Annotated in this window: 22 protein-coding genes, 1 tRNA gene and 1 pseudogene; 15 read left to right on the forward strand and 9 right to left on the reverse strand. The window is 66.6% G+C overall.

All coding sequences use genetic code 11. The annotated features are described in order from the left end of the window. Positions 1-119: 119 nt before the first annotated feature. Complete coding sequence (locus ACQR1L_RS10165; RefSeq protein ID WP_434857833.1) at positions 120-1529, reverse strand: MFS transporter; 1410 nt, start codon at positions 1527-1529, stop codon at positions 120-122. A 121-nt stretch (positions 1530-1650) separates the two neighbouring features. Between ACQR1L_RS10165 and ggt the strand changes: the two genes are divergently transcribed. Then, positions 1651-3402: a gamma-glutamyltransferase gene (ggt, locus tag ACQR1L_RS10170; protein ID WP_434858286.1), complete on the forward strand. Its 1752-nt coding sequence runs from the start codon at positions 1651-1653 to the stop codon at positions 3400-3402. A 180-nt stretch (positions 3403-3582) separates the two neighbouring features. Further along, positions 3583-4995, forward strand: coding sequence for a serine hydrolase domain-containing protein (locus ACQR1L_RS10175; RefSeq protein ID WP_434857834.1), 1413 nt, complete (start codon positions 3583-3585; stop codon positions 4993-4995). A 6-nt stretch (positions 4996-5001) separates the two neighbouring features. Here ACQR1L_RS10175 and ACQR1L_RS10180 read toward each other — a convergent pair whose 3' ends face one another. After that, positions 5002-5667, reverse strand: coding sequence for a glutathione S-transferase family protein (locus ACQR1L_RS10180; RefSeq protein ID WP_434857835.1), 666 nt, complete (start codon positions 5665-5667; stop codon positions 5002-5004). Positions 5668-5833: 166 nt separating this feature from the next. Here ACQR1L_RS10180 and ACQR1L_RS10185 point away from each other — a divergent pair, with 166 nt between their 5' ends. The 5 genes from ACQR1L_RS10185 to panE all read left to right on the forward strand — a co-directional run bounded on the left by ACQR1L_RS10185 (position 5834) and on the right by panE (position 10451). Further along, positions 5834-6418 (forward strand): DUF2239 family protein, encoded by a 585-nt coding sequence (locus ACQR1L_RS10185; protein ID WP_434857836.1) that lies wholly within the window; start codon positions 5834-5836, stop codon positions 6416-6418. A 97-nt stretch (positions 6419-6515) separates the two neighbouring features. Beyond that, positions 6516-7862: an MATE family efflux transporter gene (locus ACQR1L_RS10190; protein WP_434857837.1), complete on the forward strand. Its 1347-nt coding sequence runs from the start codon at positions 6516-6518 to the stop codon at positions 7860-7862. 93 nt (positions 7863-7955) lie between these two features. Beyond that, positions 7956-8564, forward strand: coding sequence for a 2-hydroxychromene-2-carboxylate isomerase (locus ACQR1L_RS10195; RefSeq protein WP_434857838.1), 609 nt, complete (start codon positions 7956-7958; stop codon positions 8562-8564). 112 nt (positions 8565-8676) lie between these two features. Beyond that, entirely contained in the window at positions 8677-9414 is a 738-nt protein-coding gene (locus tag ACQR1L_RS10200) for an SDR family oxidoreductase (RefSeq protein WP_434857839.1), read from the forward strand. 113 nt (positions 9415-9527) lie between these two features. Further along, positions 9528-10451 carry a 2-dehydropantoate 2-reductase gene (gene panE / locus ACQR1L_RS10205; RefSeq protein WP_434857840.1) on the forward strand — a complete coding sequence of 308 codons (924 nt, stop codon included), beginning with the start codon at positions 9528-9530 and terminating at the stop codon, positions 10449-10451. 232 nt (positions 10452-10683) lie between these two features. On the opposite strand, the gene ACQR1L_RS10210 is transcribed toward panE, so the two are convergent. Beyond that, positions 10684-11259 carry a c-type cytochrome gene (locus ACQR1L_RS10210; protein WP_434857841.1) on the reverse strand — a complete coding sequence of 192 codons (576 nt, stop codon included), beginning with the start codon at positions 11257-11259 and terminating at the stop codon, positions 10684-10686. A gap of 147 nt (positions 11260-11406) precedes the next feature. Further along, a complete protein-coding gene (locus tag ACQR1L_RS10215) occupies positions 11407-12684 on the reverse strand; it encodes a PQQ-dependent sugar dehydrogenase (RefSeq protein ID WP_434857842.1) in 1278 nt (425 codons plus the stop codon). A gap of 332 nt (positions 12685-13016) precedes the next feature. Between ACQR1L_RS10215 and ACQR1L_RS10220 the strand changes: the two genes are divergently transcribed. The 3 genes from ACQR1L_RS10220 (at position 13017) to ACQR1L_RS10230 (ending at position 17298) form a co-directional block, all read left to right on the forward strand. After that, positions 13017-14363: an amidase gene (locus ACQR1L_RS10220; protein WP_434857843.1), complete on the forward strand. Its 1347-nt coding sequence runs from the start codon at positions 13017-13019 to the stop codon at positions 14361-14363. Positions 14364-14458: 95 nt separating this feature from the next. Further along, on the forward strand, positions 14459-15763 hold the full coding sequence (gene pncB, locus ACQR1L_RS10225) for a nicotinate phosphoribosyltransferase (protein ID WP_434857844.1): 1305 nt from the start codon (positions 14459-14461) through the stop codon (positions 15761-15763). Between the two features lie 101 nt (positions 15764-15864). Further along, positions 15865-17298: a caspase family protein gene (locus ACQR1L_RS10230; protein WP_434857845.1), complete on the forward strand. Its 1434-nt coding sequence runs from the start codon at positions 15865-15867 to the stop codon at positions 17296-17298. 37 nt (positions 17299-17335) lie between these two features. Here the strand turns inward: ACQR1L_RS10230 and ACQR1L_RS10235 are convergent. After that, positions 17336-17410: transfer RNA gene (locus ACQR1L_RS10235), tRNA-Gly, on the reverse strand. Between the two features lie 288 nt (positions 17411-17698). Here ACQR1L_RS10235 and trxA point away from each other — a divergent pair. Together trxA and ACQR1L_RS10245 are read left to right on the forward strand one after the other, a co-directional pair. Continuing rightward, positions 17699-18619, forward strand: a complete 921-nt coding sequence (gene trxA / locus ACQR1L_RS10240) for a thioredoxin (protein ID WP_434857846.1) — start codon at positions 17699-17701, stop codon at positions 18617-18619. A 45-nt stretch (positions 18620-18664) separates the two neighbouring features. After that, a complete protein-coding gene (locus ACQR1L_RS10245; RefSeq protein WP_434857847.1) occupies positions 18665-19339 on the forward strand; it encodes an LON peptidase substrate-binding domain-containing protein in 675 nt (224 codons plus the stop codon). On the opposite strand, the gene ACQR1L_RS10250 is transcribed toward ACQR1L_RS10245, so the two are convergent. The 3 genes from ACQR1L_RS10250 to ACQR1L_RS10260 form a co-directional block, all read right to left on the reverse strand. After that, on the reverse strand, positions 19340-20170 hold the full coding sequence (locus tag ACQR1L_RS10250; protein WP_434857848.1) for an FTR1 family iron permease: 831 nt from the start codon (positions 20168-20170) through the stop codon (positions 19340-19342). An 18-nt stretch (positions 20171-20188) separates the two neighbouring features. Then, the gene (locus tag ACQR1L_RS10255; RefSeq protein WP_434857849.1) at positions 20189-20536 is read right to left on the reverse strand and encodes a cupredoxin domain-containing protein; all 348 of its coding nucleotides are present in this window, start codon (positions 20534-20536) and stop codon (positions 20189-20191) included. A 286-nt stretch (positions 20537-20822) separates the two neighbouring features. Continuing rightward, positions 20823-21173 carry a hypothetical protein gene (locus tag ACQR1L_RS10260; RefSeq protein WP_434857850.1) on the reverse strand — a complete coding sequence of 117 codons (351 nt, stop codon included), beginning with the start codon at positions 21171-21173 and terminating at the stop codon, positions 20823-20825. 88 nt (positions 21174-21261) lie between these two features. On the opposite strand from ACQR1L_RS10260, the gene ACQR1L_RS10265 reads away from it, so the two are divergent. From ACQR1L_RS10265 to ACQR1L_RS10275, 3 genes are read left to right on the forward strand one after another with little or no spacing between them, the layout of a single operon-like run. Beyond that, a complete protein-coding gene (locus ACQR1L_RS10265; protein ID WP_434857851.1) occupies positions 21262-21804 on the forward strand; it encodes a TetR/AcrR family transcriptional regulator in 543 nt (180 codons plus the stop codon). A 54-nt stretch (positions 21805-21858) separates the two neighbouring features. Next, positions 21859-22056 carry a Trm112 family protein gene (locus ACQR1L_RS10270; protein ID WP_434857852.1) on the forward strand — a complete coding sequence of 66 codons (198 nt, stop codon included), beginning with the start codon at positions 21859-21861 and terminating at the stop codon, positions 22054-22056. Between the two features lie 3 nt (positions 22057-22059). Continuing rightward, positions 22060-22983: an alpha/beta hydrolase gene (locus ACQR1L_RS10275; protein WP_434857853.1), complete on the forward strand. Its 924-nt coding sequence runs from the start codon at positions 22060-22062 to the stop codon at positions 22981-22983. On the opposite strand, the pseudogene ACQR1L_RS10280 reads toward ACQR1L_RS10275, so the two are convergent. Further along, a pseudogene (locus tag ACQR1L_RS10280) lies at positions 22980-24254 on the reverse strand (ubiquinone biosynthesis hydroxylase); the annotation flags it as partial. The gene ACQR1L_RS10275 and the pseudogene ACQR1L_RS10280 overlap by 4 nt on opposite strands. Positions 24255-24356: the final 102 nt, after the last annotated feature.

Below are 24356 nucleotides of genomic sequence, written 5' to 3' on the forward strand. Positions count from 1 at the left end.
ATCTCCGCCGTCATTCCGGGATGCGCCGCAAGGCGCAGGCCCGGAATCCATAACCACGATCGTGAGTATGGATTCCGGGCTCGCCCTCCGGGCGCCCCGGAATGACGGCGGAGCAAGTTTCAGGCGCCCTGCCCCGCACGACGACTTGAGTTCACCCGCGCCAGCAGCACCAGTCCCACCACGAAGAACAGCACCAGCACGGCCATGCCGGCCTTCTGGCTCGCGGTCGCCGCGGTGATGATGCCGATCAGCAGCGGGCCGATGAAGGACGTGACTTTTCCGGTCAGCGCGAACAGGCCGAAATATTGCGCGACGCGCTCCTTCGGCACCATGCGGATGAGAAGCGAGCGGGACGCGGCCTGCAGCGGCGCGCCGCAGGCACCCAGGACGCAGCCGAGCAGCAGATAGGCGCGCTCCGGCCACGACGCGAACAGCGGTCCTCCCGGCGCAGCCGGCGTGACCGAAATGAACAGGATCGAATCACGGCTCACGAGCAGGATCGCGATGATCGCGAGCAAGAGCAGGGTCATGCTGCCGGCGATGACCCGCTTCGGCCCGAGGCGATCATCGACCTTGCCGCCGAGCCAGCCGCCGAAGGTGCCGGCGGCGGCGAGGATGATGCCGAAAGTGCCGATCTGGATCGTGTTCCAGCCGAACGTGCCGGCCGCATAGATGCCGCCGAACGCGAACAGCGAGACGAGGCCATCGGTGTAGATCATGTTGGCGATGAGAAAGAGCGCGACGTCGCGCTGCTGCGGCAGGCTGCGCAGCGTCTCCTTCAATTGGCCGAGACCCTCGCGCACGGCGGCACCGAGCCGGTGCCGCGCCGGGAAATCCGGCGTGAACAGAAACATCGGCAGTACGAACACGATGAACCACAGACCGGTGAGCGGGCCAGAGATGCGGTCGCCTTCATGCGTTACCGGATCGAGGCCGAACAGCGGCGTCAGCCCGAACAGCGTGCGGCCGCTCTCGGGATTGGCGGCGAGAAAGCCGAGCACGAGAACGAGCGAGAGAATGCCGCCGACATAGCCGGTCGCCCATCCCGTGCCGGACAGGCGGCCGATGCGCTCGGGCGGCACAAGCGTGGGCATCATTGCATTGTTAAACACGGTGGCGAACTCGACCCCAATGGTGGCGAGCACATAGGCCGCGAGCAGTGGCACAATCAGTTCGGGCGCGCCGGGCCGGCCGATCCACATCAGCGAGGAGCCGATCACCAGCAATGCGCCGAATGCGGCGATCCACGGCTTGCGCCGACCGGTCGCATCGGCGATCGCGCCGAACACCGGCGACAACAGCGCGATGGCGATGCCCGCGGCGGCGGTCGCAAAGCCCCACAGCGCCTGTCCGCTGGCAGGATCGGGCGCGACATGGGCGGCAAAATACGGCGCGAAGACGAAGGTCGTGATCAGCGTGAAATAGGGCTGCGCCGCCCAGTCGAAGAAGATCCAGCTGACGACGGCGGCACGGCCGGGATACGTCCGGCTGTCGGCTTCGCTGGCGGTCTCGATCGCGGTCACGGCCATTGCAGTTCCCTTGGCAGCATCGCCGCACAGGGCGACGATCACGGTGTCGCGTTTTACGCCGGCGACGGCGCCCTATAACATCTGATGATCCCATGCGGATGTCAGCAGCGGCAGAATGGCGATGACCATGTTCACGATTGATCGACGGCGGCTCCTCGCAGGTGCGCTGATTTTGCTGGCGGGCTGCCTGCCGGCGCGGGCGCTGGACAGCGGAGGACGCGAGATTCCGCTGCCGCCCGGCGTCGTCGCGCCCGCGCAACCGCCCGCGCATGGCATGGTGGTGGCGCAGGAGCGGATCGCCGCCGAGGTCGGCCAGCGCATCCTCGCGCTCGGCGGCAATGCCGTCGACGCCGCGGTCGCGACCGGCTTCGCCATGGCGGTGACCTATCCCGTCGCCGGCAATATCGGCGGCGGCGGCTTCATGGTCATCCATCTCGCCAAGAGCAACGAGGACATCGCGATCGACTATCGCGAGACCGGACCGGCCGCGATCACGCGCGACATCTTCCTCGGCGCCGATGGCAAGCCCGACAATGCAAAGTCGCGCGATTCGGCATTGTCGATCGGCGTGCCCGGGACGGTGGCCGGCCTCGCCCTGGCGCTCGAGAAATACGGCTCGGGCAAGTTCACGCTGGCTCAGCTGCTGCACCCGGCGATCGTGCTGGCCCGTGACGGCATCCCCGTGGCCGACGACGTCGCCGTCACCCTGCCGATGATGGCGCCGCGGCTGGCGAAGTGGCCGTCCTCCGCTGCCATCTTCATGCGCCCGGATGGAACCGTGCTCAAGGAAGGCGACCGGCTGGTGCAGCCCGACCTCGCCGCGACGCTCGCCGCGGTCTCCGAACAGGGGCCGCGCGGCTTCTACGAGGGACCGGTCGCGGACAAGCTCGCCAAGGCGATTCAGAAAGCCGGCGGCATCATGACCGCGGACGATCTCAAATCCTATCAGCCGGTGCTGCGCACGCCGGTGCGCGGCACCTATCGCGGCTACGACGTCGTCTCGATGCCGCTGCCCTCGTCCGGGGGCACCGTGCTGATCGAGATGCTGAACATCCTCGAAGGCTTCAAGCTCGCCGAGTTGAAACAGGGCTCGCCGGCCTCGCTGCACCTGCTGATCGAAGCAATGAAGCGCGCTTATGCCGATCGCGCTCGCTATCTCGGCGACCCCGCCTTCGTCGATGCGCCGGTGCGCGCGATGCTGTCGAAGGATTACGCCGAGCGCCAACGCGCCGGCATCGATCCGGCGCGCGCCACCAGCGCCGGCGACGTGCTCAACACCAAGCCGTTGCGCGAAGGCAGCAACACCACGCATTTCTCGGTGGTCGACAATGACGGCAATGCCGTCAGCAACACCTACACGCTGAACTTCCCCTACGGCGTCGGCCTGATCGCGGAGGGCACCGGCGTGCTGCTCAACAACGAGCTCGACGACTTCACCGCCGCCCCGGGCGCCTCCAACGCGTTCGGCCTGGTCGGCTTCGAGGCCAATCTGCCCGGTCCCGGCAAGCGCCCGCTGTCGTCGATGTCGCCGACCATTGTGCTGAAGGACGGCAAGCCTGTGCTGGTGACGGGCACGCCGGGCGGCAGCCGCATCATTTCCACGGTGCTGCAGGTGATCGTCAACGTGCTCGACTACAAGATGGACGTCCGCCAGGCCGTGACCGCGCCGCGCCTGCATCACCAATGGATGCCGGACGAGGTCAGAATCGAGAAGGGGTTCGCCGACGACGTGCTCGCCGACCTCCGCGCACGCGGCCACAAGATCGAGGAGCCGATGGGCCGCACCTCGGCCAACTCGATCCTGGTCACGGCGGAAGGACTGGTCGGCGCTCCCGACCCGCGCAGCAAGGGGGCCACTGCCGCCGGGCGCTGAAGCCGGTACAGGTATCCCGCTCGACCAGGCCGGCGGCGAGCATCGTTATCTTCCCGGATGACGATTTGCCGCCGCCCCGAGGCCTTGTTCCATCGCGTCGGTCCGTTGGCGAGCTGGCGAAGCCGGGATACAAGAACTGCGAGGGCGAAGCTTGCCCGCAAGACCATTTCAGGCGTTCTGGTGAACTTGCGAAGATTTTCGGTCGGTCTCCTGGTGTTCGCGGCCCTGCTGGTGGCGGGCTGGCTTACCTATCGGCCGGACCGGGCGCTGCGGTCCGCCACCACGGCGGTCGCGCAGATGATCTGCGCCAAGACTTTCGTCTCCGGCCTCGATCCCCAGACCACCTTCGCTGAAACCATGGAGCGTCCCGGCCTGCGCCGGCTGCGCGCCGTCATGCGCTACCGCGTCGAGCCTGACATGCGCTACGTCGACGCCTCGCTGCTCGGCCTGCATGTCAGCCGCGCCAGCTATCACGACGGCCTCGGCTGCGTGTCGATGCAGGGCCAGAAGCCGCCTTACGTGCCGCACAGCGACGTCCGCGCGCTGCGCGCTTCCGTTCCGCCGCCGGCGCTGCCGGAGGTTGCAGCGGCGGCCCCGGTGGAACCCGCCGATCCCGCGTTGAAGGCTGCGCTCGATCACGCCTTCGAGGAGCCGGCCAGCCCGCCGTTCCGACGCACCAAGGCGGTCGTGATCGTCAAGGACGGCCGGCTGATCGCTGAACGCTACGCGGCTGACATCGGTGTCGACACGCCATTGATCGGCTTTTCGATGACCAAGACGGTCACCAATGCGCTGCTCGGGATCATGACGCGGCAGGGCAAGCTCAGCCCTGGAATTCCGGCGCCTGTCGCGGAATGGCGCGACGCGCGCGACCCGCGCCACGACATCACCATCGAGCAGTTGATGCGCATGACGTCAGGCCTGGCGCTGGACGAGACCAATTCCGGCTTCGACCCGTCGAGCCAGATGGAGATTCATCGCGACATGGCGGCGTTCGCGGTGCATGCGCCGCTGATCGCCCCGCCGGGCCAGCGCTGGGCCTATTCGAGCGCATCGACGCAGATCCTGGCCCGTATCATCCGCGACGCCGCCGGCGGGCCGGAGCAGACCATCGCGCTCGCCTGGCGCGAGCTGTTCGGACCGCTCGGCATGCGCAGCGCGACGTTGCAGTTCGACGGCTCGGGCACCTATCAGGGTCACGCCAACATGCTGGCCAGCGCGCGCGACTGGGCGAAGCTCGGCCTGCTCTATCTCGCCGATGGCATGGCCGGCGACAGACGGATTCTGCCGGAGGGCTGGGTGGCGATGTCGGCGACCGCGACGCTGGACACGGACTACGGCGCGGGTCTCTGGACCAACCGCAGCCCGCATGTTCATGCCCAGGGGCGCGCGCGCGCCGGAATTCCGCCGGATGCGTTCTTCGCCTTCGGCCTGCTCGGCCAGCGGCTCGTGATCATGCCGACCCAGCGCATGGTGGTGGTGCGGCTCGGCGATGCCGTCGATCCCGATGGCGACATCCGGGGCGTGGCGCGCCTGGTGCGCGAGGTCATCGCGGCGACGGAGGCCTCGGCCACCGCCGCGCGATCGCCATAGCCCGCGTCAGCGGCCGAGCTCGTACGGGCCGCCCTTTTCCAGCGCGATCTTGTAGGCCGGGCGCGCCTCGATGCGCGCGAGGAAATCCATCGCGCGCGGATGGCCCTGCTCAAGCCCGCCGCGCGCGGCGGCGGCCTGCAGCGGGAAGCTCATCTGGATGTCGGCGGCGGTGAACTCATTGCCGGCGAACCACTCGCTCTTCTGCAGCTCGCTTTCCCAGAACGCCATGTGCTGCTTCAGTTGCGGATTGACCAGGGTGGTCAGCGCCTGGCTCGACACCTTGCGCACGAGGGGGCGCAGCAGCGCCGGCGCGCGCTTCGGCATGACGTTGAACAGCAGCTTCAGCAGCAACAGCGGCATCGCCGAGCCCTCGGCGTAGTGCAGCCAATAGGAATAGCGCAGCCGCTCGGGGGTCTTCGGCGGCGGGATCAGCCGGCCGTCGCCATAGGTCTCGACCAGATATTCGACAATGGCGCCGGACTCGGCGACCACGTTGCCATTGTCGGTGATGACGGGCGACTTGCCGAGCGGATGGATCGCGCGCAGCTCCTTCGGCGCGCGCATGTCCGGTTGACGCTGATAGCGGATGATCTCGTAGGGGACGCCGAGTTCCTCGAGCAGCCAGAGCACGCGTTGCGAGCGGGAGTTGTTGAGGTGGTGAACGGTCAGCATGAGGTCCCCGAAAGACGGATCGAGTGAGCAGGCGCTGTTCCGTAGCAAAGCCCGGTGCCTTCGGCGAGCGGCGGGACGGTCACAGCGACCAAATATTTATCCGGGTAATATTGACTTTTATTTCTACCCGGATTTTATTTGCCCCTGTCAACCGGGACGAACGGACATGGATACCTATACTGCTTTTGCCGGCCATACCCGCATCGCCACCGGGCCCTTGCCCAAGGTCGCGCTGGTCCTCAAGCATGCTGCGCCTGCAACCGAGCCGGTCATCATCTTCAGCGACCGCACCGGGCAGCCGATCGACCTGGACCTGCGCGGCAGCGACCGGGACATCTTGGCCCGGTTGCCGGCGGACGCCGGCGCCGCCGCCCAGCAATTGCCCAGCGAGCCGCGCGGCCGTGGCCGGCCGAAGCTCGGCGTCGTCGCGCGCGAGGTCACGCTGCTGCCGCAACATTGGGAATGGCTGAGCACCCAGCCCGGCGGGGCCTCGGTCGCGCTGCGCAAGCTGGTCCACGAGGCGCGTCGCGCCAGCGGTGACAGCGATCGCGCCCGCGAGGCGCGCGATGCGGCGTATCATTTCATGTCCGGGATCGGCAGCAACCTGCCGCAGTTCGAGGAGGCCTCGCGGGCGCTGTTCGCAGGTGATCTCGGCCGCTTCGCAAGGCTGCTCGCGGAGTGGCCGGCCGACATCCGCGATCACGCCATTGCGATGGCCCATCGTCACCGCGCCGACACCGAGATCGGCTGATCAACGACATCTGGAGAGCATCCGCCCGAGGCCGCTCTCCTTCCATTCCTCCTGACACGACCCGCCTGGCATCAAAGGGCGGTGGAAGGATCATGCCGTGACGCCCGCTCCCTCGCTGCGCAAGACGTTCCTGTTGTTCGTCATCCCGATGATGCTGAGCAACACGCTGCAATCGCTGTTCGGCACCATCAACAACGTCTATCTCGGCCAGATGATCGGCGTCGATGCGCTGGCGGCCGTCTCTGCGTTCTTCCCAGCGATGTTCTTCTTCGTGTCGTTCGTGATGGGGCTCGCCTCCGGCGCCGGCATCCTGATCGGCCAAGCCTGGGGCGCCAAGCAGCTGGCCACCGTGAAGACAGTCGCCGGCGCGGCCTTTGCCATTACCCTCGCGCTCGGCTTCGCGATCGCGCTGGGCGGCCTCTTCAGCCGCGAACTCCTGACGGCGCTGGCGACGCCGGCCAACATTCTCGATGCGGCGACGAACTATGCACGCGTCATGATGATCTCGATGCCTCTGACCTTCGTCTTCATCATGCTGACGGCGCTGATGCGCGGTGTCGGCGACACCGTGACGCCGTTGATCGCGCTCGCGGTGTCCACCGCGCTCGGTCTGGTGTTGACGCCCATCCTCATCCGCGGCTGGTTCGGCGCGCCGCAGCTGGGCGCGGCCAGCGCGGCGTGGGCATCGGCCGTCTCCACGCTCCTCACGCTGGGCTGGCTGCTGGCGCAGTTGCGCCGGCGCAAGCATCCGCTCGCGATCGACGTCGCGGTGCTGCGCGGAATGCGGCCGGCACCGAAGCTGCTGCGCACGGTGCTGCGGCTTGGCATTCCCGCGGCGCTGAGCATGATCGTGATGTCGCTGGCGGAGATGGTGCTGATCGGCCTGGTCAACGGCTTCGGCTCCGACGCGACCGCGGCCTATGGCGCGGTCAACCAGGTGCTTGGCTATGTGCAATTCCCCGCGCTCTCGATCGCGATCTCGGTGTCGATCTTCGGCGCCCAGGCGATCGGCCGCGGCGTGCCCGAGCAGATGGGCCGGATCGTTCGCACCGGAGTCGAAATGAACCTGGTGCTGACCGGCGGACTGGTCGCGATCGCCTATCTGTTCTCGCGGCCGCTGATGGGGCTGTTCATCACCGATCCCGCTGTGATCGAGGTGGCGCAGCATTCGTTGCACCTGGTGTTGTGGAGCTCGGTGCTGTTCGGCATCTCCATCACCTTCTCGGCGGCGATGCGCGCCTCCGGCACGGTGTGGATGCCGCTTGCGATCTCCGCCTTCGCGATCGCCGCGATCGAGGTCCCCGCGGGAGTCTGGCTCAGCCGCAGAATCGGCCTCGACGGCGTCTGGCTCGCCTACCCCATCGCCTTCACCGCAATGATGCTGCTGCAGATGAGCTATTTTCTCGTGGTCTGGCGCAAGCAGGCGGTGCGGCGCATGATCTGACCGGCGCCGGCTGCAATATGATGATCATCATAAAACCCTGGACGCGGCAGCCGCGCTGGACCACAATGCGAAAAACCTTCGAGGAGACCGCCCATGAGCCGACCCGCACCGGAGTTCATGTTCGATTTCGGCAGCCCCAACGCCTTCCTGAGCCATGAGGCGATCCCGGCGATCGAGAAGCGCATCGGCGTCCAGTTCTTCTACGTGCCGGTGCTGCTCGGCGGCATCTTCAAGGCGACCAACAACCGGTCTCCGGCCGAGGCCTATGCGGGCATCAAGAACAAGCGCGAGTTTCACGAGGTCGAGACGCAGCGCTTCCTCAAGCGCTTTCACGTCCAGCCCTGGGTGTGGAACCCGCACTTCCCGGTCAACACGCTCAACCTGATGCGCGCGGCGATCGCCGCCGAGCTTGAAGGCGTGTTCGAGAAATACGTCGACGCGGCGTTCCACCACATGTGGCGCGAGCCGAAGAAGATGGACGATCCGGAGATCGCGATCTCAGCGCTCAATTCGTCGGGACTCGACGGCGCGAAACTTTTCGCCCGCGCCCAGGAGCCGGAGGTGAAGGCCAAGCTGGTCGAGAACACCCAACGCGCCGTCGAACGCGGTGCGTTCGGCTCTCCGACCTTCTTCGTCGGCAACGAGATGTTCTTCGGCAAGGAGCAGTTGCGCGACGTCGAAGACTACATCCTCGGCAGGTAAATGCCCGTCATTGCGAGCGCAGCGAAGCAATCCAGAGTCACGCGCGCAGCCCTGGATTGCTTCGTCGCTTCGCTCCTCGCAATGACGCCGGACTTTGAACGGAGATCCCAGAATGCAACAGCGCAACGCCACGGTGGCCGTGATCGGCGCGGGCGACTACATCGGCGCCGAGATCGTCAAGAAATTCGCATCCGAAGGCTTCACGGTGTTCGCCGGCCGCCGCAACGGCGACAAGCTCGCGCCGCTGGTCGCCGAGGTCGAAGCCGCCGGCGGCCGGATCGTGGCGCGCTCGCTCGATGCGCGCAAGGAGGACGAAACGACCGCCTTCCTCAACGACGCCGACAAGCATGCGCCGCTCGAGGTCGTGATCTTCAACGTCGGCGCCAACGTCAACTTCCCGATTCTGGAGACCACCGACCGCGTGTTCCGCAAGGTCTGGGAGATGGCGTGCTGGGCCGGCTTCGTGACGGGCCGCGAGGCGGCGCGGCTGATGCTGCCGCGCGGCGGCGGCAAGATCTTCTTCACCGGCGCGACCGCCTCGCTGCGCGGCGGGTCCGGCTTCGCGGCGTTCGCTTCCGCCAAGTTCGGCCTGCGCGCGGTGGCGCAGTCGATGGCGCGCGAGCTGATGCCGCAGAACATCCATGTCGCCCATCTCATCATCGATTCCGGCGTCGACACCGCCTGGGTCCGCGAGCGCCGCGCCCAGCTCTGGGGCAAGGAGGCGCTTGATAATCCCGACCTGCTGATGCCGCCCGCGTCCGTCGCCGGCGCCTATTGGCAGCTGTACCAGCAGCCGAAGAGCGCCTGGACCTTCGAGATGGAGATCCGGCCGTTTGGGGAGAAATGGTAGGGGCGAATGGCGAATAGGGAGTCGCGGATAGGGAATGGAGCCCATCCCTATTCGCCGCTCGCCATTCCCTGTTCGCTTCGGCAAGATGCGGCCTGTTTCAAGGAGCCTCACCCATGCGAATTCTCGTCGTCGGCGCCGGCGCGATCGGCGGCTATTTCGGCGGCCGGCTGCTGCAGACCGGCGCTGATGTCACCTTCCTGGTCCGCCCGCGGCGCGCATCCGAGCTGGCCAGTGCCGGCCTCGTCATCCGCAGCCCGGCCGGCGACGTCACCCTGCCCAATCCACCGACCGTGCAGGCCGACAGTCTGAAACAGCATTTCGATGTCGTGCTGCTGAGCTGCAAGGCGTTCGACCTCGACGACGCGATCGCGTCGTTCGCACCGGCCGTCGGTCCGAACACCGCGATCATTCCGCTGCTCAACGGCATGAAGCATCTCGACGTCCTCGACGCCCGGTTCGGGCGCGAGCGGGTGCTCGGCGGACTCTGCGCGATCGCGGCGACGTTGAACGAAGGCCGTGAGGTCGTGCAGCTGCAGCCGATGCAGTCGCTGAATTTCGGCGAGCGCGACGGCGGCTCGTCCGATCGCGTCCGCGCGATCTTCGAGATCTTCCAGCGCGGCAATTTCAATGCCTCCGCCAGCGACCACATCATGCAGGACATGTGGGAGAAGTGGGTGTTCCTGTCGTCACTGGCGGCGTCCACGACCTTGATGCGCGCGCCGGTCGGCGTCATCCTGACCGCGCCCGGCGGCAAGGATTTCCTGCTCGGCATGCTCGATGAGTGCAGCGCCGTGGCGGCGGCCGCCGGCTACGCGCCGGCCGGTCCGTTCTTCCAGCGCGTCTCGGGCATGCTGACCACCGAGGGCTCGCCGATGACCGCCTCGATGTTCCGCGACCTCCGCGCCGGCCTGCCGGTCGAAGCCGATCACGTCATCGGCGATCTGGTGGCGCGTGCCGACGCCGCCAAGGTCCCGGTGCCGCGGCTGCGGATTTCGTATACGCAGCTGAAGGTCTACGAGGCGCAGCGAGGGAAGTAGACAAACACTCCGCTGTCGTCCCGGACAAGTCTGCCGACGCGCAGTGGCGGCGGACGCAGATCCGGGACCCATACCGCGGAATCTGTCGAGGGAAGTGACTGCGAGTTGCCTGCCTCACCACGGCCGGTGGTTATGGGTCCCGGATCGGCGCCTGCCAACGCTTCGCGTCGGCGGGCTTGTCCGGGACGACAGCGGTGGGTGTGGCACGACCGCAAGATCCCATCATCCGTCGCTACAAATGCGCGAGGTAATGCGCGAGCGCGGTGATCTCCTCCGCGGACAGCGGATACGCCACGTCCGTCATCGCCGCCTGGCTGCCGCCGACGCGCTGGCCGCTCTTGTAGTCGTGCAGCGCCTTGACGAGATATTCCTCGCGCTGGCCGGCGAGCCGCGCCACGCCCTTGGTGCCGGCGTAGCTGTCGAGATGGCATGACGCGCAGCGGCGGCCGGCGGCTGCCTCCGCCCCTTTCTTCGACAGATCCGGATCATCGTCCGGCGGCGACTTCGCCGGCTGCAGCGAGGCGAAATAGGCGCCGAGATTGCGGATGTCCTCGTTCGTGAGCTGATCGACGATCGGCTTCATCGCCTCGTTCTTGCGCGTGCCGGCGCGGAAGAACACCAGCTGCCACTGGATGAACTGATCAGGCTGGCCGGCGAGCGAGGGGATGTTCTGGGTTTGCGAGATGCCGTTCTCCCCGTGACAGCCGGTACACACCTCTGCCTTCGCCCTTCCCGCCTCGATATCCGCCGCCTCGGCCGGAACACTCAGCAGCGCGAGCGCGAGCAGACCGGCAACTCCATGACGCATGTCTCAATCCTCCCGTGTCGCCGCGTCTATGCACCGCAGCGTCGTCCCGCGCGCGCGGGCCGATAGCCGGACAACGCGCGGCTCACAAAATAGTTGGGGCTGCGGCCGCCATGATGGCGGCGCGCAGCCCCTGCTTTGGTCAGAGCCTCACTTCTTGTCGTAGCTGATGCGGTAGATCGCACCGGCCCAGTCGTCGGCCACCAGGATCGAGCCGTCCTTGGCGAGCACGATGTCGTTGGGACGGCCGAGATAGCCCTGGTCGCCCTCGAGGAAACCGGAGGCGAACACCTCCTGCTTGGCATCCTTGCCGTCGGGACCGACGATCACGCGCATGATCCGCGCGCCCTGGTACTTGTGGCGGTTCCAGGAGCCGTGCTCGGCGATCAGGATGTTGTTCTTGTACTCGGCGGGGAACTGGTCGCCGGTGTAGAACTTCATGCCGAGCGGCGCCACATGCGCCCCGAGGTTCAGCACCGGCGGCGTGAACTCCGAGCATTTGTGGCCCATCGCGAATTTCGGATCCGGCAGGTCACCCTGGTGACAATAGGGATAGCCGAAATGCTCGCCGATCCGCGAGATCATGTTGAGCTTGTCGCTCGGCAGATCGTCGCTGATCCAGTCGCGCGCGTTCTCGGTGAACCAATAGCGGCCCGTGCGCGGATCGACGTCGCCGCCGACGCTGTTGCGCACGCCGAGCGCCCAGATCTCGGCATTGCCGGTGCGCGGATCGACGCGGCGGATCTGCGACACCGAGGTCGGCGGGATGCCGATGTTGAAGGGCGGGCCGAACGGCAGATAGAACCAGCCCTCCTTGTCGACCGCGATGTATTTCCAGCCATGCGCGGCATAGGACGGCATGTCGTCATAGACGACCTTGCCCTGGCCGAGATTGTCGACATTGGCCTCTGCGTTCTCATATTTGATCAGCTTGTCGACCGCGATCACGTAGAGATTGCCGTCCTGGAAGGCCAAGCCGGTGGGCATGTTCAGGCCCTTGAGGACCGTCTTGACCTCGCGCTTGCCGCCCTTGTCGGTGATCGCATAGACGTTGCCCAACCCGAACGAGCCGACGAACAACGTGCCCTTATCGCCCCAGGCCATCTGCCGCGCGGCGAGCACGCCCGACGCCCACACCTCCATCTTGAAGCCCTGCGGCAGCTTCACCTTCTTGACGAGGTCGGCGAGCTCGGCGTCGGATGCGCCGGTCGGCGGTCCCGAGGGCGGCGCCAATCCCTTCTGATCCTCGGTCTCGTCGCCGAGGAACCAGTCGTCCGGCGGATGCGTCCAGAATTCCTTGGTGCCGGATTCGTATTTCTTGAGAGCCTTGCCCGCGTCGGGCTTCTGCTGCGCGCCGGCCATGCTGGTGCCGGCGAGAAGACTGATTGTTGCAAGCGCAAGAATGCTTCGGTGGAAAGCCGATGTCATCGCTTCACTCCCCTGCAGCTCGTTCGGCTGCGTCTATTTTTCGGACACTGTTTAAGACGTCCTTGGTCGACACGTCGGCGGTCGACTTGAAAATGGTAGCACATCCTGCGCGGGTGAGAAGCGGATTGCGGAGAGCGCGCGCGGCTCAGGATGCGCCACCCAACTCATCTCGCGCCATCGGCTCGCGCGGAGCGCGCTGTCATGCGCTGTATTCATACGCGCCGATCGGCCGGGCGGTTGGCGCGCGGAGGAACACCCGATAGGATCGAGGCAACCGCGCCGCGCCGTGACCTGACACCGCGCGACCATGCGTCCTACCGATGGGATCGTTGATGTCCGAGCGTCTCTCACTCTCCACGCCGAAAGCCGGTGCCGGCGTCGTCGACTTGCTGCGCCGGTTCAAGACGGACTCGTCTGCAGCCGCCGCTTATGGCGAAGAGTGTCTGAAAAAGACGCAAGCGATCGAGCCGCAGCTCAAGGCGTTCGAATATCTGCCACGCGATGTCGCGGCGAAGTCCGGGCCTCTGGGTGGAATTCCCGTCGCCATCAAGGACATCATCGCGACCTCGGACATGCCGACCACCAACGGCTCGGCGATCTATCGCGATCATGTGCCCGATGCCGACGCCTGGGTGGTCGCGCGGCTGCGCGATCTCGGCGCCACGATCTTCGGCAAGACGGTCTCGACCGAATTCGCCTGGCGGCATCCCGGCCCGACCGTCAATCCCTGGAACCCGGCGCACACGCCGGGGGGATCGTCATCGGGATCGGCGGCCGCGGTGGCGGCGGGGCTGGTGCCACTGGCGCTGGGGACGCAGACGCTCGGCTCGGTGATCCGGCCCGCGGCTTTCAACGGCGTGGTCGGCTTCAAGCCGAGCTTCGGCGCGATCCCGCGTACCGGCGTGCATCCACTCAGCCCCTCGCTCGACCATGTCGGCTTCTTCGCCCGCCGCGTCGACGACGTCGCGCTCGCTTTGTCTTTGCTGGCCGGCTCCAGCGCCGAGGACCTGCACGGCCGGCCGTTGCCGGGCTTTACCGTCGATATCGAGACCGGCCTCATGCCGCTGGCGAAGCCGCGGCTCGCGGTCGTTCGTTTCGCCAAATGGGAGCGCGCGGAAGCCGAGCAGCAGGCGGTGTTCGAGTCGGTCGTCGCCAGGCTGCGCAGCGCGGGCGCCGCGATCGAGGAGATCGAGCTTAAGGCGCTCGATGCGGTGAACTGGGATGCGATCACCACGATCATGCTGAGCGAAGCGACCACGATCTTCTCCGACCTCATCGCCCGCTTCCCGGACCGGGTCAGCGACGTGATGAAGGCGCATGTCGAGAGCGGGCGCAGCAAGACGGCGATGGAGTATCTCACCGCCAAGGCGGCGCAGGCCGCGCGGCAGACCGCGTTGGCCGGAGAACTCGCCGGCTTCGACGCCGTGCTCACCTTGCCGGCCTTCGGCGAGGCACCGCACGGCATCGACTGGACCGGCGATGCCGAATATTGCGCGCCGTGGACCTTCGTCGGGGCGCCGGCTGTGGCGCTGCCGGCCGGGTTCGGCAAGAACGGCCTGCCGCTCGGCGTCCAGATCGCCGGCACCTACCGCAATGACCTCCATGTCCTTCGCGTCGCGAAATGGGTCGAGACCGTCACGGCGTTCGATCCCGGCCTGCCGTTGCTGGCCCGCCGATAGGCCCTCCAAATCGGGCGGAATCCCCTTCACCAGCCGCAAGCGCCCCTGCGACAAGCCCAGTGGCGGCGTCGCGCACAGCACTGTAAAATCGTCGCATGACAGTCACCGATATCGCGAGCAGAACCTATAATCACGGCTGGCGCCTCGATCCGATCGTGCGCAGCCTGCTCGACACCGATTTCTACAAGCTGCTGATGCTGCAGATGATTCGGGAGTTCTACCCGGATCAGCAGGTCACATTCTCGGTGATCAACCGGACCAAGCGCGTGCGCCTGGCCGACGTCATCGACGAAGGCGAATTGCGCGCCCAGCTCGATCATGCCCGCACCATCCGCTTCACCAAGAAGGAGCTGATCTGGCTGGCCGGTAATACCTTCTACGGCAAGACCCACATGTTCTCGCCGGACTTCATGAACTGGCTCGCCAATTTCCGCCTGCCCGAATACGAGCTGCACAAGGCCGACGGCCAGTACGAGCTGCATTTCCACGGGCCGTGGACCCACACCACGATGTGGGAGATTCCGGCGCTCGCCATCGTCAACGAGCTGCGCTCGCGCCAGGCGATGAAGGGCCAGGGCCGGTTCGCGCTCGACGTGCTGTTCGCCCGCGCCAAGGCCAAGCTGTGGGCGAAGGTCGAGCGGCTGCGCAAGCTCGAGGGCCTGCGGCTGTCGGATTTCGGCACCCGCCGGCGCCACGGCTTCCTGTGGCAGCGCTGGTGCGTCGAGGCCGTGAAGGAAGGGCTGGGCTCGTCGTTCACCGGCACCTCGAACGTCCTGCTGGCGATGGACAACGACCTCGAAGCCATCGGCACCAATGCCCATGAGCTGCCGATGGTCGCCGCCGCTCTGGCCAAGAACGACGACGATCTGCGCTTCGCGCCCTACCGCATTCTCGACCAGTGGCGGCAGACCTATGCCGGCAATTTGCTGATCGCCCTGCCCGACGCCTTCGGCACCAAGGCCTTCCTGCGCGACGCGCCGGACTGGGTTGCGGACTGGACCGGCTTCCGTCCCGACAGCGCGCCGCCGATCCAGGCCGGCGAGGAGATCATCGCCTGGTGGAAATCCAAGGGGCGCGATCCCCGGCAGAAGCTGCTGGTGTTCTCCGACGCGATGGACGTCGAGTCGATCGAACAGATCCACCAGCGCTTCTCCGACCAGGTTCGGCTGTCGTTCGGCTGGGGCACCAATTTGACCAACGATTTCGTCGGCTGCTCGCCGGACGGCTCGGTGGACCTCGACCCGATCTCGCTGGTCTGCAAGGTGACCTCGGTGGACGGCCGCCCCGCGGTGAAGCTGTCCGACAACCCGGAGAAGGCGACCGGCGACCCCGCCGAGATCGCCCGTTACCTGCGCGTGTTCGGCGACGCCGGGCGGGTTCGCACGCCCGTGCTGGTCTGACCTGAGCGCGATTTCCGCCGCGGTCTCTACAATTCTTGTTCCGGTTTTGTTCGAGCTGCGGTAAAATCAGCGCGCGAACATCGGAGCAGGAGACCGTGGGCATGCGTGAGGCGAGGCGCCGAGGCGGACAGCTGCTTTTTGCGGCCGTGGCCGTGATCATCGCGGTCCTGGCGGGTGCCGGACCGGCCGAGGCCGATAAGCGCGTAGCGCTGGTGATCGGCAACTCCATCCATGAGCGCGCGCCGCTGCTCGACGAGCCGGCGGCGGACGCAAAGCTGTTGGCCGACAGGCTGGTGCAGCTCGGATTCACGTTGAGCGGCGGCGCCGCGTTGGTCGATCTCGACAAGAAGGGATTCGATCGCGCGCTGGCCGAGTTCAGGGGACGGATCGCAGATGCGGACGTCGCCCTGATCTACTACGCCGGCTATGGGCTGAACCTCGGCGGCGCCAATTATCTGGTCCCGGTGGACGCCGCGCCGGCAAAGGCCGCCGACGCCGAGACCGAGCTGCGCAGCCTGAACGGCATCATGCGCGATCTGGACGCGCCGGGTGCGCGCCAGAACGTCGTCATTCTGGACGCCTTCCGTGGAAATCCCTTCGAAGCGCGCGGCATCGCCGGGCTCACCGCCGGCCTGCTGCCGATGCGGGTGCCGCCCCGTACCGTGGTCTCCTTTGCCGCGCAGATTGGGACCGTCGGACAGCGCGGCCCCGGCGGCCATGGCGCATTCGCTGTCGCCTTCGCCGACGCGCTGCAGCAGCCGGGACTTCGCCTGATCGAGATCTTCAATCAGACCAATGCGGCGGTGGGGCGCGCCACCGGCGGCGCCCAGCAGCCCCTGGTCATGTATACGCTGGTGGACGGCGGCCCGCAGCTGAGCTCCGCAGGGCCGAGCTTCCCCCAGCCGGCCCGCCCGATGGCCAGCCAATCTGCCGCTCCTTCGCCGAAGCCCGCAGCTTCGTCGGTCCTGTCGGACGCACGGACCCCCGGCCTCGCCGTGCTGTATGACGAGGATCTCTCGGACCCCCAGGGCAGGCGCTATTCAGGCTCGGTGACGTGGCGGAGCGACACCATCAAGAGCGCTCAATCGGGGCAGCCCCTGCCGGTCATCCGCGGCGACATCGACATTCCCGATCGCAAGCTCAAGGTCAGCCTGGTCCTTCGTCGCAATGACGATCCCGCGCTGCCGGCCAGCCACGTGGCGGAGCTGATGTTCAAGCCGGCCCCTGATTTTGCCGGCGGCGGCATCAGCAACGTGCCGGGAATCCTGATGAAGACCAACGAGAATGCGCGCGGGACACCGCTGGCCGGACTCTCCGTCAAGGTGACGGAAGGATCCTTCCTGGTCGGCTTTTCGAACGTCAAAGAGGATCGTGCTCGCAACGAAGAGCTGCTCGCACAGCGTGAATGGTTCGACATTCCGCTCGTCTACGGCAATCAGCGACGAGGCATCCTGGCCATCGGCAAAGGTCCGAGCGGAGATCGCGTCTTTGCCGACGCGCTCGCGGCCTGGGAGAAGTCCCAGTCGTCTCGGTGATTGCTTGGCGGAGGTATCAGCTGCGGAGCGGAAAATTTGGAGCGGGCGAAGGGGTTCGAACCCTCGACCCCGACCTTGGCAAGGTCGTGCTCTACCACTGAGCTACACCCGCATCCGTGTCACCTGGGCGCTGTGGCCGGCGGCGACGGGCGAACCTATGCCAAATGCCGCGGACGAATGCAACAGGTCTGCGACAGGTTTCGTCACGAGATCATCCTCAATTTTGGGTGTCGAGGCCGCGAATCCCGGTCGAATCGGGCGGCCGGCGCCGTTCGCGATGAACCAATTGAAATTTACCCAGGCGACCGCCACTTAAGGTGACGGAAACCGTGTATTGAGGCGCGGCGGCGGCTGGTTCCCGGCACGCTGTCCATCCCAGTTTTTTTCGGACGAGGACCCCGTGACCATTGTTGAGCAGGGCAACGGAGCGGCGCCGCAGGTGCCGGATCTGATCAAGGACACCACGACCCAGAGCTTCGTGAAGGACGTGATCGAGGAATCGAAGCGTCAGCCGGTCCTCATCGACTTCTGGGCTCCGTGGTGCGGACCGTGCAAGCAGCTGACCCCGATCCTGGAAAAGGCCGTCAAGGCCGCCAAGGGCAAGGTCAAGCTGGTGAAGATGAACATCGACGAGCATCCGGCCATCCCGGGCCAGATGGGTATCCAGTCGATTCCCGCCGTGATCGCCTTCGTCGGCGGCCGGCCGGCCGACGGCTTCATGGGCGCCGTTCCCGAGAGCCAGGTCAGCGCCTTCATCGAGAAGATCACCAAGGGCGTTCCCGGCGCCGGAGAGCCCGATATCGCCGAGATCCTCAAGGAAGCCGAGGCCGTGCTGGCCGAGGGTGACGCCGCCGGCGCGGCCGAGATCTACGCCGAGGTGCTAGCGTTCGATGCCACGAATATTCCGGCGATCGCAGGGCTGGCAAAGTGCCAGGTCGAGCTCGGCGCGATCGAGCAGGCCAAGCAGACGCTCGCCATGGTGCCCGAAGCCAAGCGCAATGATCAGGCCGTGTCCGCAGTGCAGGCCGCGATTGATCTCGCCGAGCAGGCGCAGTCGCTCGGGCCTGTCGGCGAACTGGAACAGAAGGTCACCGCCAATCCGCTGGACCATCAGGCGCGTTTCGACCTCGCGATCGCGCTCAACGCCGCGGGCAAGCGGACGGAGGCCACCGACCATCTGCTCGAGATCGTCAGGCGCGACCGCAAATGGAACGAGGACGGCGCGCGCAAGCAGCTCGTGCAGTTCTTCGAAGCCTGGGGCGGCGCCGACGAGGCCACCGTCGAGGGCCGCAAGCGGCTGTCGACGATCCTGTTTTCGTGAGCTAGGCGGGCACCCGCGCGCTCTCTGGGGGATACGAGGTATCGCATGCCGATCAATGCCGAATATCGCGGTCCCGCCGAGCTGCCGGAGATCATTCCGGTGTTTCCCCTGGCGGGCGCGCTACTGCTGCCGCGCGGCCAGATGCCGCTCAACATCTTTGAGCCGCGCTACCTCGCGATGGTCGACGACGCCTTCCGCGACGGCCATCGGCTGATCGGCATGATCCAGCCGGACGTGACGCATTCCTCCAGCGAGGAACGCCCCGTCCTGTTCAAGGTCGGCTGCGTCGGCCGCATCACGCAGCTCGCAGAGTCCGGCGATGGCCGCTACATCCTCGAGCTCACCGGCGTCTCCCGCTTCAAGGTCGTCGAGGAGATGACCGTGCTGACGCCGTACCGCCAGTGCAAAGTCGATTATTTCCCGTTCCTCGACGACTTCACCGCGCGCAAGGGTGAGGATGCGGTCGACCGCGACGCGCTGCTCGCGGTGCTGACCGACTTCCTCAAGGCCAACAATCTTAAGGTCGATTGGGCCGGCATCGAAGCCGCCCCCAACGAGGCGCTCGTGAACGCGCTCGCGATGATGTCGCCTTATGGGCCGGCCGAAAAGCAGGCGATGCTCGAAGCGCCGGACCTGAAGACGCGCACCGAGATCCTCATCGCCGTCACCGAGATGGATCTCGCCAAGAAGCGGACCTCGGGAGATCCACCCCTGCAGTGATCACTCCGCGGCAACCGCGCGACGCGGCGCCGGCGCTGCCGTGAGGCGCATCAGCGCAATCGTCGCCAGGATGACCCCGACATAGACGGCGAGCTGCATCGCGGTCGGCTGATCCGTGTAGCCGATCAGCGCCTTGAGCGTCCGGCCGGCGAGGCCTTTCTCCGGCAGCACCGCGCTCGAATCCCACATCACCTGATCGAACGAGGTCAGCCAGTTGGCGCGGGCGAGGAAGAACACCGCCTGCGCCGCCATTCCCGCCGACAGCAGGGTGATCAGCACGGTCGTGGTCCGGAACAGCGCGCGCGGTGGAATGCGCATCAGGCCATAATAGGTCAAAAGACACACGGCGACGCCGAGCAGCAGCCCCAACACACCACCACCGAGCAGCGCCCGGCCGCCGCCCTCGTCGGACGCGGCGACGCCGTAGAGAAACAGCGCGACTTCACTGCCTTCGCGGAGCACCGCGATGGCGATCACCGTCGCCAAAGCCACCAGCGGCTTGGCGCCTTCGGCCACCGCCTGGCCCATCGTCCGCAACTCCTGCGCCATCTCGCGGCCGTGCCGCGCCATCCAGACATTGTGCCACGTCAGCATGATCACGGCGGTCGACAGGATCGCCGCGTTGAACAGCTCCTGCCCCATGCCTTCGAACAGCTGCGTCAGCGTGCCCGCGAACGCTGCGACCATGCAGGCGCCGACCAGGCCTGCGAACAATCCGGCGCCGATCCAGCGCAACCGGTGCGGCACGGCACTGGTGACGGCCAGCACGATACCGACGATCAGGCCGGCTTCGAAGACTTCGCGAAAGACGATGATCAGTGCGGCGAGCATGGCGTGACCTGCTGAGCGCTATTGGACGTTGACGAAGCCGCGGGCCTTTTCGTTGAAGTCGTTGTAGAACTCGTAGCGGCCCGACTTCATCGCCCGCACGTTCAGAACGGCCTCGCTGTTGGCGGCGATGACCTTCTCGATCTTCAAGGTCTCGCTCTCGAACTCGATGGCCTTGCCTTCCATGTTCTTCACACGGATCGTGAGCGGCGCGTCTGCGGGGACGGTGGGCTCCTTGGGCTCGAACTGACCGTTGGCATAGGTCAGGCAAATCTCGCTCGGCCCCCCGGCATAGGCCTGCGCTGCAACCAGCAGCATGCCGGCACTTCCACCCACCACGACCAACTTCCGCACCACGTCGACCAACATCGATCCGTCCTCTCTTATCCAGACAAGCAAATCGGAGAACGGTCCTGCTTCCGCACCCAAGACGATGCCGGGCATCCGTTCGCGACGACGAACAGCTAAGCGGCCCGCCGCCGTGTCTGCAAAGAGACTCCTTCTAAGTTGGAACCATTCTTTCCGAATATGTCGCGGCAGTGGCATCGCCGTGAGCGGAGTGCGGCCGAACGCGAGCGAGATGTCGCGACGCGTTGCCTGCCGTCGACGCGTCAAGGTGCTGGCGCTTTTGCGCCATGAGCTGCACGGTGGGGACTTAGTAGCCCGCCGCAGCCATCGCCACCACACCTGCGAGCATGATCCACCCGAAATGCCGCGCGCGTGTCGCCCACGCGTTGCCGAGGGCCGCCAAGCCGAACACCGCGATCGCGGTCATGACGGTCCAATGCCGCGCCGGCTCGGACTCCATCCACGGCACGGCGATCAGCAGGACTCCGCAACCGATCCAGGCCACCGTGCTGGCTTGCCAGACCACCCGAAGCAGAGTGCGCAGCCGCTCGGGCGTGATGCTGGCGTGCGCGAAGACGACGGTCTCGCCGAGCACTCCGTGGATCAGGGCCACGACGATCGCGGTCACACCCGCGCATTGCAACAGCAAGTCACGCATGATCCTCTCCATACAGTTGTGTATGGAGCATGCGCTCCGCGCTGGCGATCGTCAATACACTTGTGTATGGTTCGGCAGGTGGCACGACATGAATGAGCAACTCTCTGCGCAGGACTGGCTGGACCAGGGGCTCAAGCTCCTGGCGAGCAAGGGCTTCACCGCGCTCAAGGCCGAACCGATGGCCAAGGTCATGGGCGTCTCGCGCGGCAGTTTCTATTGGCATTTCGCCGACGTCGCCGCGTTCCATTCCGAACTCCTGAAGCATTGGCGCGACATCGCGGCCGAGCAGATCATCACCGGCGTGGAGGCGAGCGCGGGAGACGAGCCGGTCATCGCCGTGCTCCTGCGCCGCACGCTTGCGACCCGGCTGACATTGGAGCGCGCCGTTCGTAGCTGGGCGGCAACCAGCCCGGTGGCGCGCCAGGCCGTCCAGGCCATCGACAAGCGCCGGCTCGGCTATATCGAGGGCCTGCTCGCCGCCCAGGGCCTGCCGGCCGCGATCGTACAGGCGCGCGCCCAGGTGCTCTATTGGGCGTTCCTCGGCTACGCGCTGTCCGAGCGGCAACTGCCGCCCGAGCAGCAGCAGGCGGTGATCGAGGAGCTGATCAGGATCGCCCTGGACGAGCCTTGAGTGAGGACAGCGCCATCGCGAATATGCTACAGAGCGCCCGCCGGAGACCATGCCATGAACGCCCCGCTCGAACGCCCCGCCAATTCCGTCGATCCCAAGCTGCTCGAAATCCTGGTCTGCCCGATGACCAAGGGACCGCTGGAGTACGACGCCGCCAAGCAGGAGCTGATCTCGCGTTCGGCGAAGCTCGCTTATCCAATTCGCGACGGCATTCCAATCATGCTCCCTGAGGAAGCCCGGAAGATCGACTGACCGATGCGGTCCGCCGTCGTCCGCTGCGCGCTTGCGCTGCTCCTGCTCACCTCGGCCGCCTCGGCGGAGGAGAGCGCGATCCGTGTCGGTCCGCTCGACGCGGTGCTGACCACCCCCTCCGGCATCGAGCGGCCGCCAGTCGCCCTGCTCATCGCCGGGTCCGGGTCGACGGACCGGGACGGCAATGGGCCGCAGCTGAAGCCCGCGACCTTGAAGAAGCTCGCCGAGCAGTTTGCTGCCCGCGGCATCGCCAGCCTGCGCTACGACAAGCGCGGCGCGCGGGGCTGGAAGGCGGAATTCGGAAGGCCCGAGGACTTCCGCTTCAAGGACTATGTCGACGACAGCGCGTCGCTGGTCGACTATTTGCGCGGCAAGTTCGCCCGCATTGTCCTGGTCGGCCACAGCGAGGGCGGCCTCGTCGCCATCCTCACCGCCCGCCGCACGCCGGTCGATCGGCTGGTGCTGCTGACCACCTCGGCGCGACGGCAGGGTGACCTGCTCAAGGCGCAGCTCGAGAAGAAGCTGCCGGCGACGAAGATGGAGCCGGTCGCCAAGGCGATCGATGCCATCATGGCAGGCCAGATTGTGGACCCTCCCCCGCCGGAGCTTCCGATCGCACCGAGCATGCAGCCCGGCATCGGCTCCGCCTTCGCGGAGGATCCGATCGATCCGCTGAAGCAGATCGTGATCCCGATCCTGATCGTCGGCGGCGCCCGCGATTCGCAGATCCCGCGGCTCGACGCGGTTGCCCTCGCCACCGCCGCGCCGGCCGCCAAGACGCTGTGGCTGCCGGATATGAACCACGTGCTGGTCGACGTTGCCAACGAGGACGAGAATCTCTCGTCCTACAACGACCCCGACCGCCCGCTCGATCCCGACATGGTCGAGGCCGTCGCCGGCTTCATTACGGCCCCCGGCCCGCGCTAGAGCGCCTCGCCCTTCAGCAGCCGCGGCATCTGGCCGGTGAGCCCAGCGGCCTGCTTGATGAACAGCTCCTTCAAGGGCGGCGCGCGGTCGACGAGGCCGAGGCCGATGTCGCGCACGGTGCGCAGCAGGGTCGACTTGTTGGAGAACAGGAAGTTTAGCGAGTTGGTGGCGACGCCCATCGCCATGGTGTCGAACCGCCGCCAGCGCTGGTAGCTTTCGAGCACGTCGACCTGCCCGGGATCGATGCCCATCCGCGCCGCGTCGACCACGACCTCGGCCAGCGCCGCAACATCCTTCAGGCCCATGTTGAGCCCCTGCCCCGCGATCGGATGGATGACATGCGCGGCGTCGCCGACCAGCGCCAGCCGCGGCGCGATGAAGGAGCGAGCGACGAAATAGGACAGCGGAAACGCGCGCGGCTGGTCCAGCACCTTCAACTCGCCGAGATGCAGCCCGGCGCGCTTCTCCAGCTCGGCATGGAATTCATCGGCGCTGAGCGCGACCAGGCGCTGCGCCTCCCGGCGCCGCTCGGTCCACACCAGCGACGAGCGCTTGCCGGTCAGCGGCAGGATCGCGAACGGCCCCGGCGGCAGGAAATGCTCCTCGGCCCGGCCGTTGTGGTCGCGCTCGTGGCCGACGGTCACGACGATGCCGGACTGGTCGTAATCCCAGCCATGGGTCAAAATACCGGCGCGCTCGCGCAGCTTCGAGCGCGCGCCATCGGCCGCCACCAGCAGGCTGGCTTCCATCTCGCTACCATCGCCCAGCGTCACCGTGACGGCGTCCGTCCGCGTCTTGAAGCCGGTCACCGGCGCGGCCTTCAGCTCGACGCCGGCCGCCTCGGCATGCTTGACGAGCGCATCGATCAGCAGCCGGTTCTCGACCATATGCGCGAACGGCTCGCCGGCCTCGACCTGGCCTGCGAAGGTCAGGAAGGCAGGGCGCGTGGCGTCCTCGAGCTTGGAATCGGTGATGACCATGTCGAGGATCGGCTGCGCTTCCGGCGCGACATCGGCCCAGACGCCGATCGCGTCGAACAGCTTGCGGCAGGCCGCGACGATGGCAGAGGCGCGGGGGTCCCGGCTCGGCCGGTTGGCCAGCGCCGGATCGGCGACGATCACCGGCACCTCGGCACCGAGGCCCTGCCGCAGCGCCAGCGCCAGCGCCAGGCCGGCAAAGGCCCCGCCACAAATGACAATGCTTCGCTGTGTCGTCATGCCACTCTGCTCACGGTTACTCTTGCGGGTGGAGTATAGCTGGGCGAAACAGGACCGTGAACCAACGGCTGCGACCCGAAGCCGTCAATTCCGGATGCCTGATCCTGCCATAACGGGGCCGGGACCGGATTGGACCGCAACGCCAGCGAAAGCACC

The sequence above is a fragment of the Bradyrhizobium sp. HKCCYLR20261 genome (assembly GCF_051168435.1).
Classification (GTDB): Bacteria; Pseudomonadota; Alphaproteobacteria; order Rhizobiales; family Xanthobacteraceae; genus Bradyrhizobium.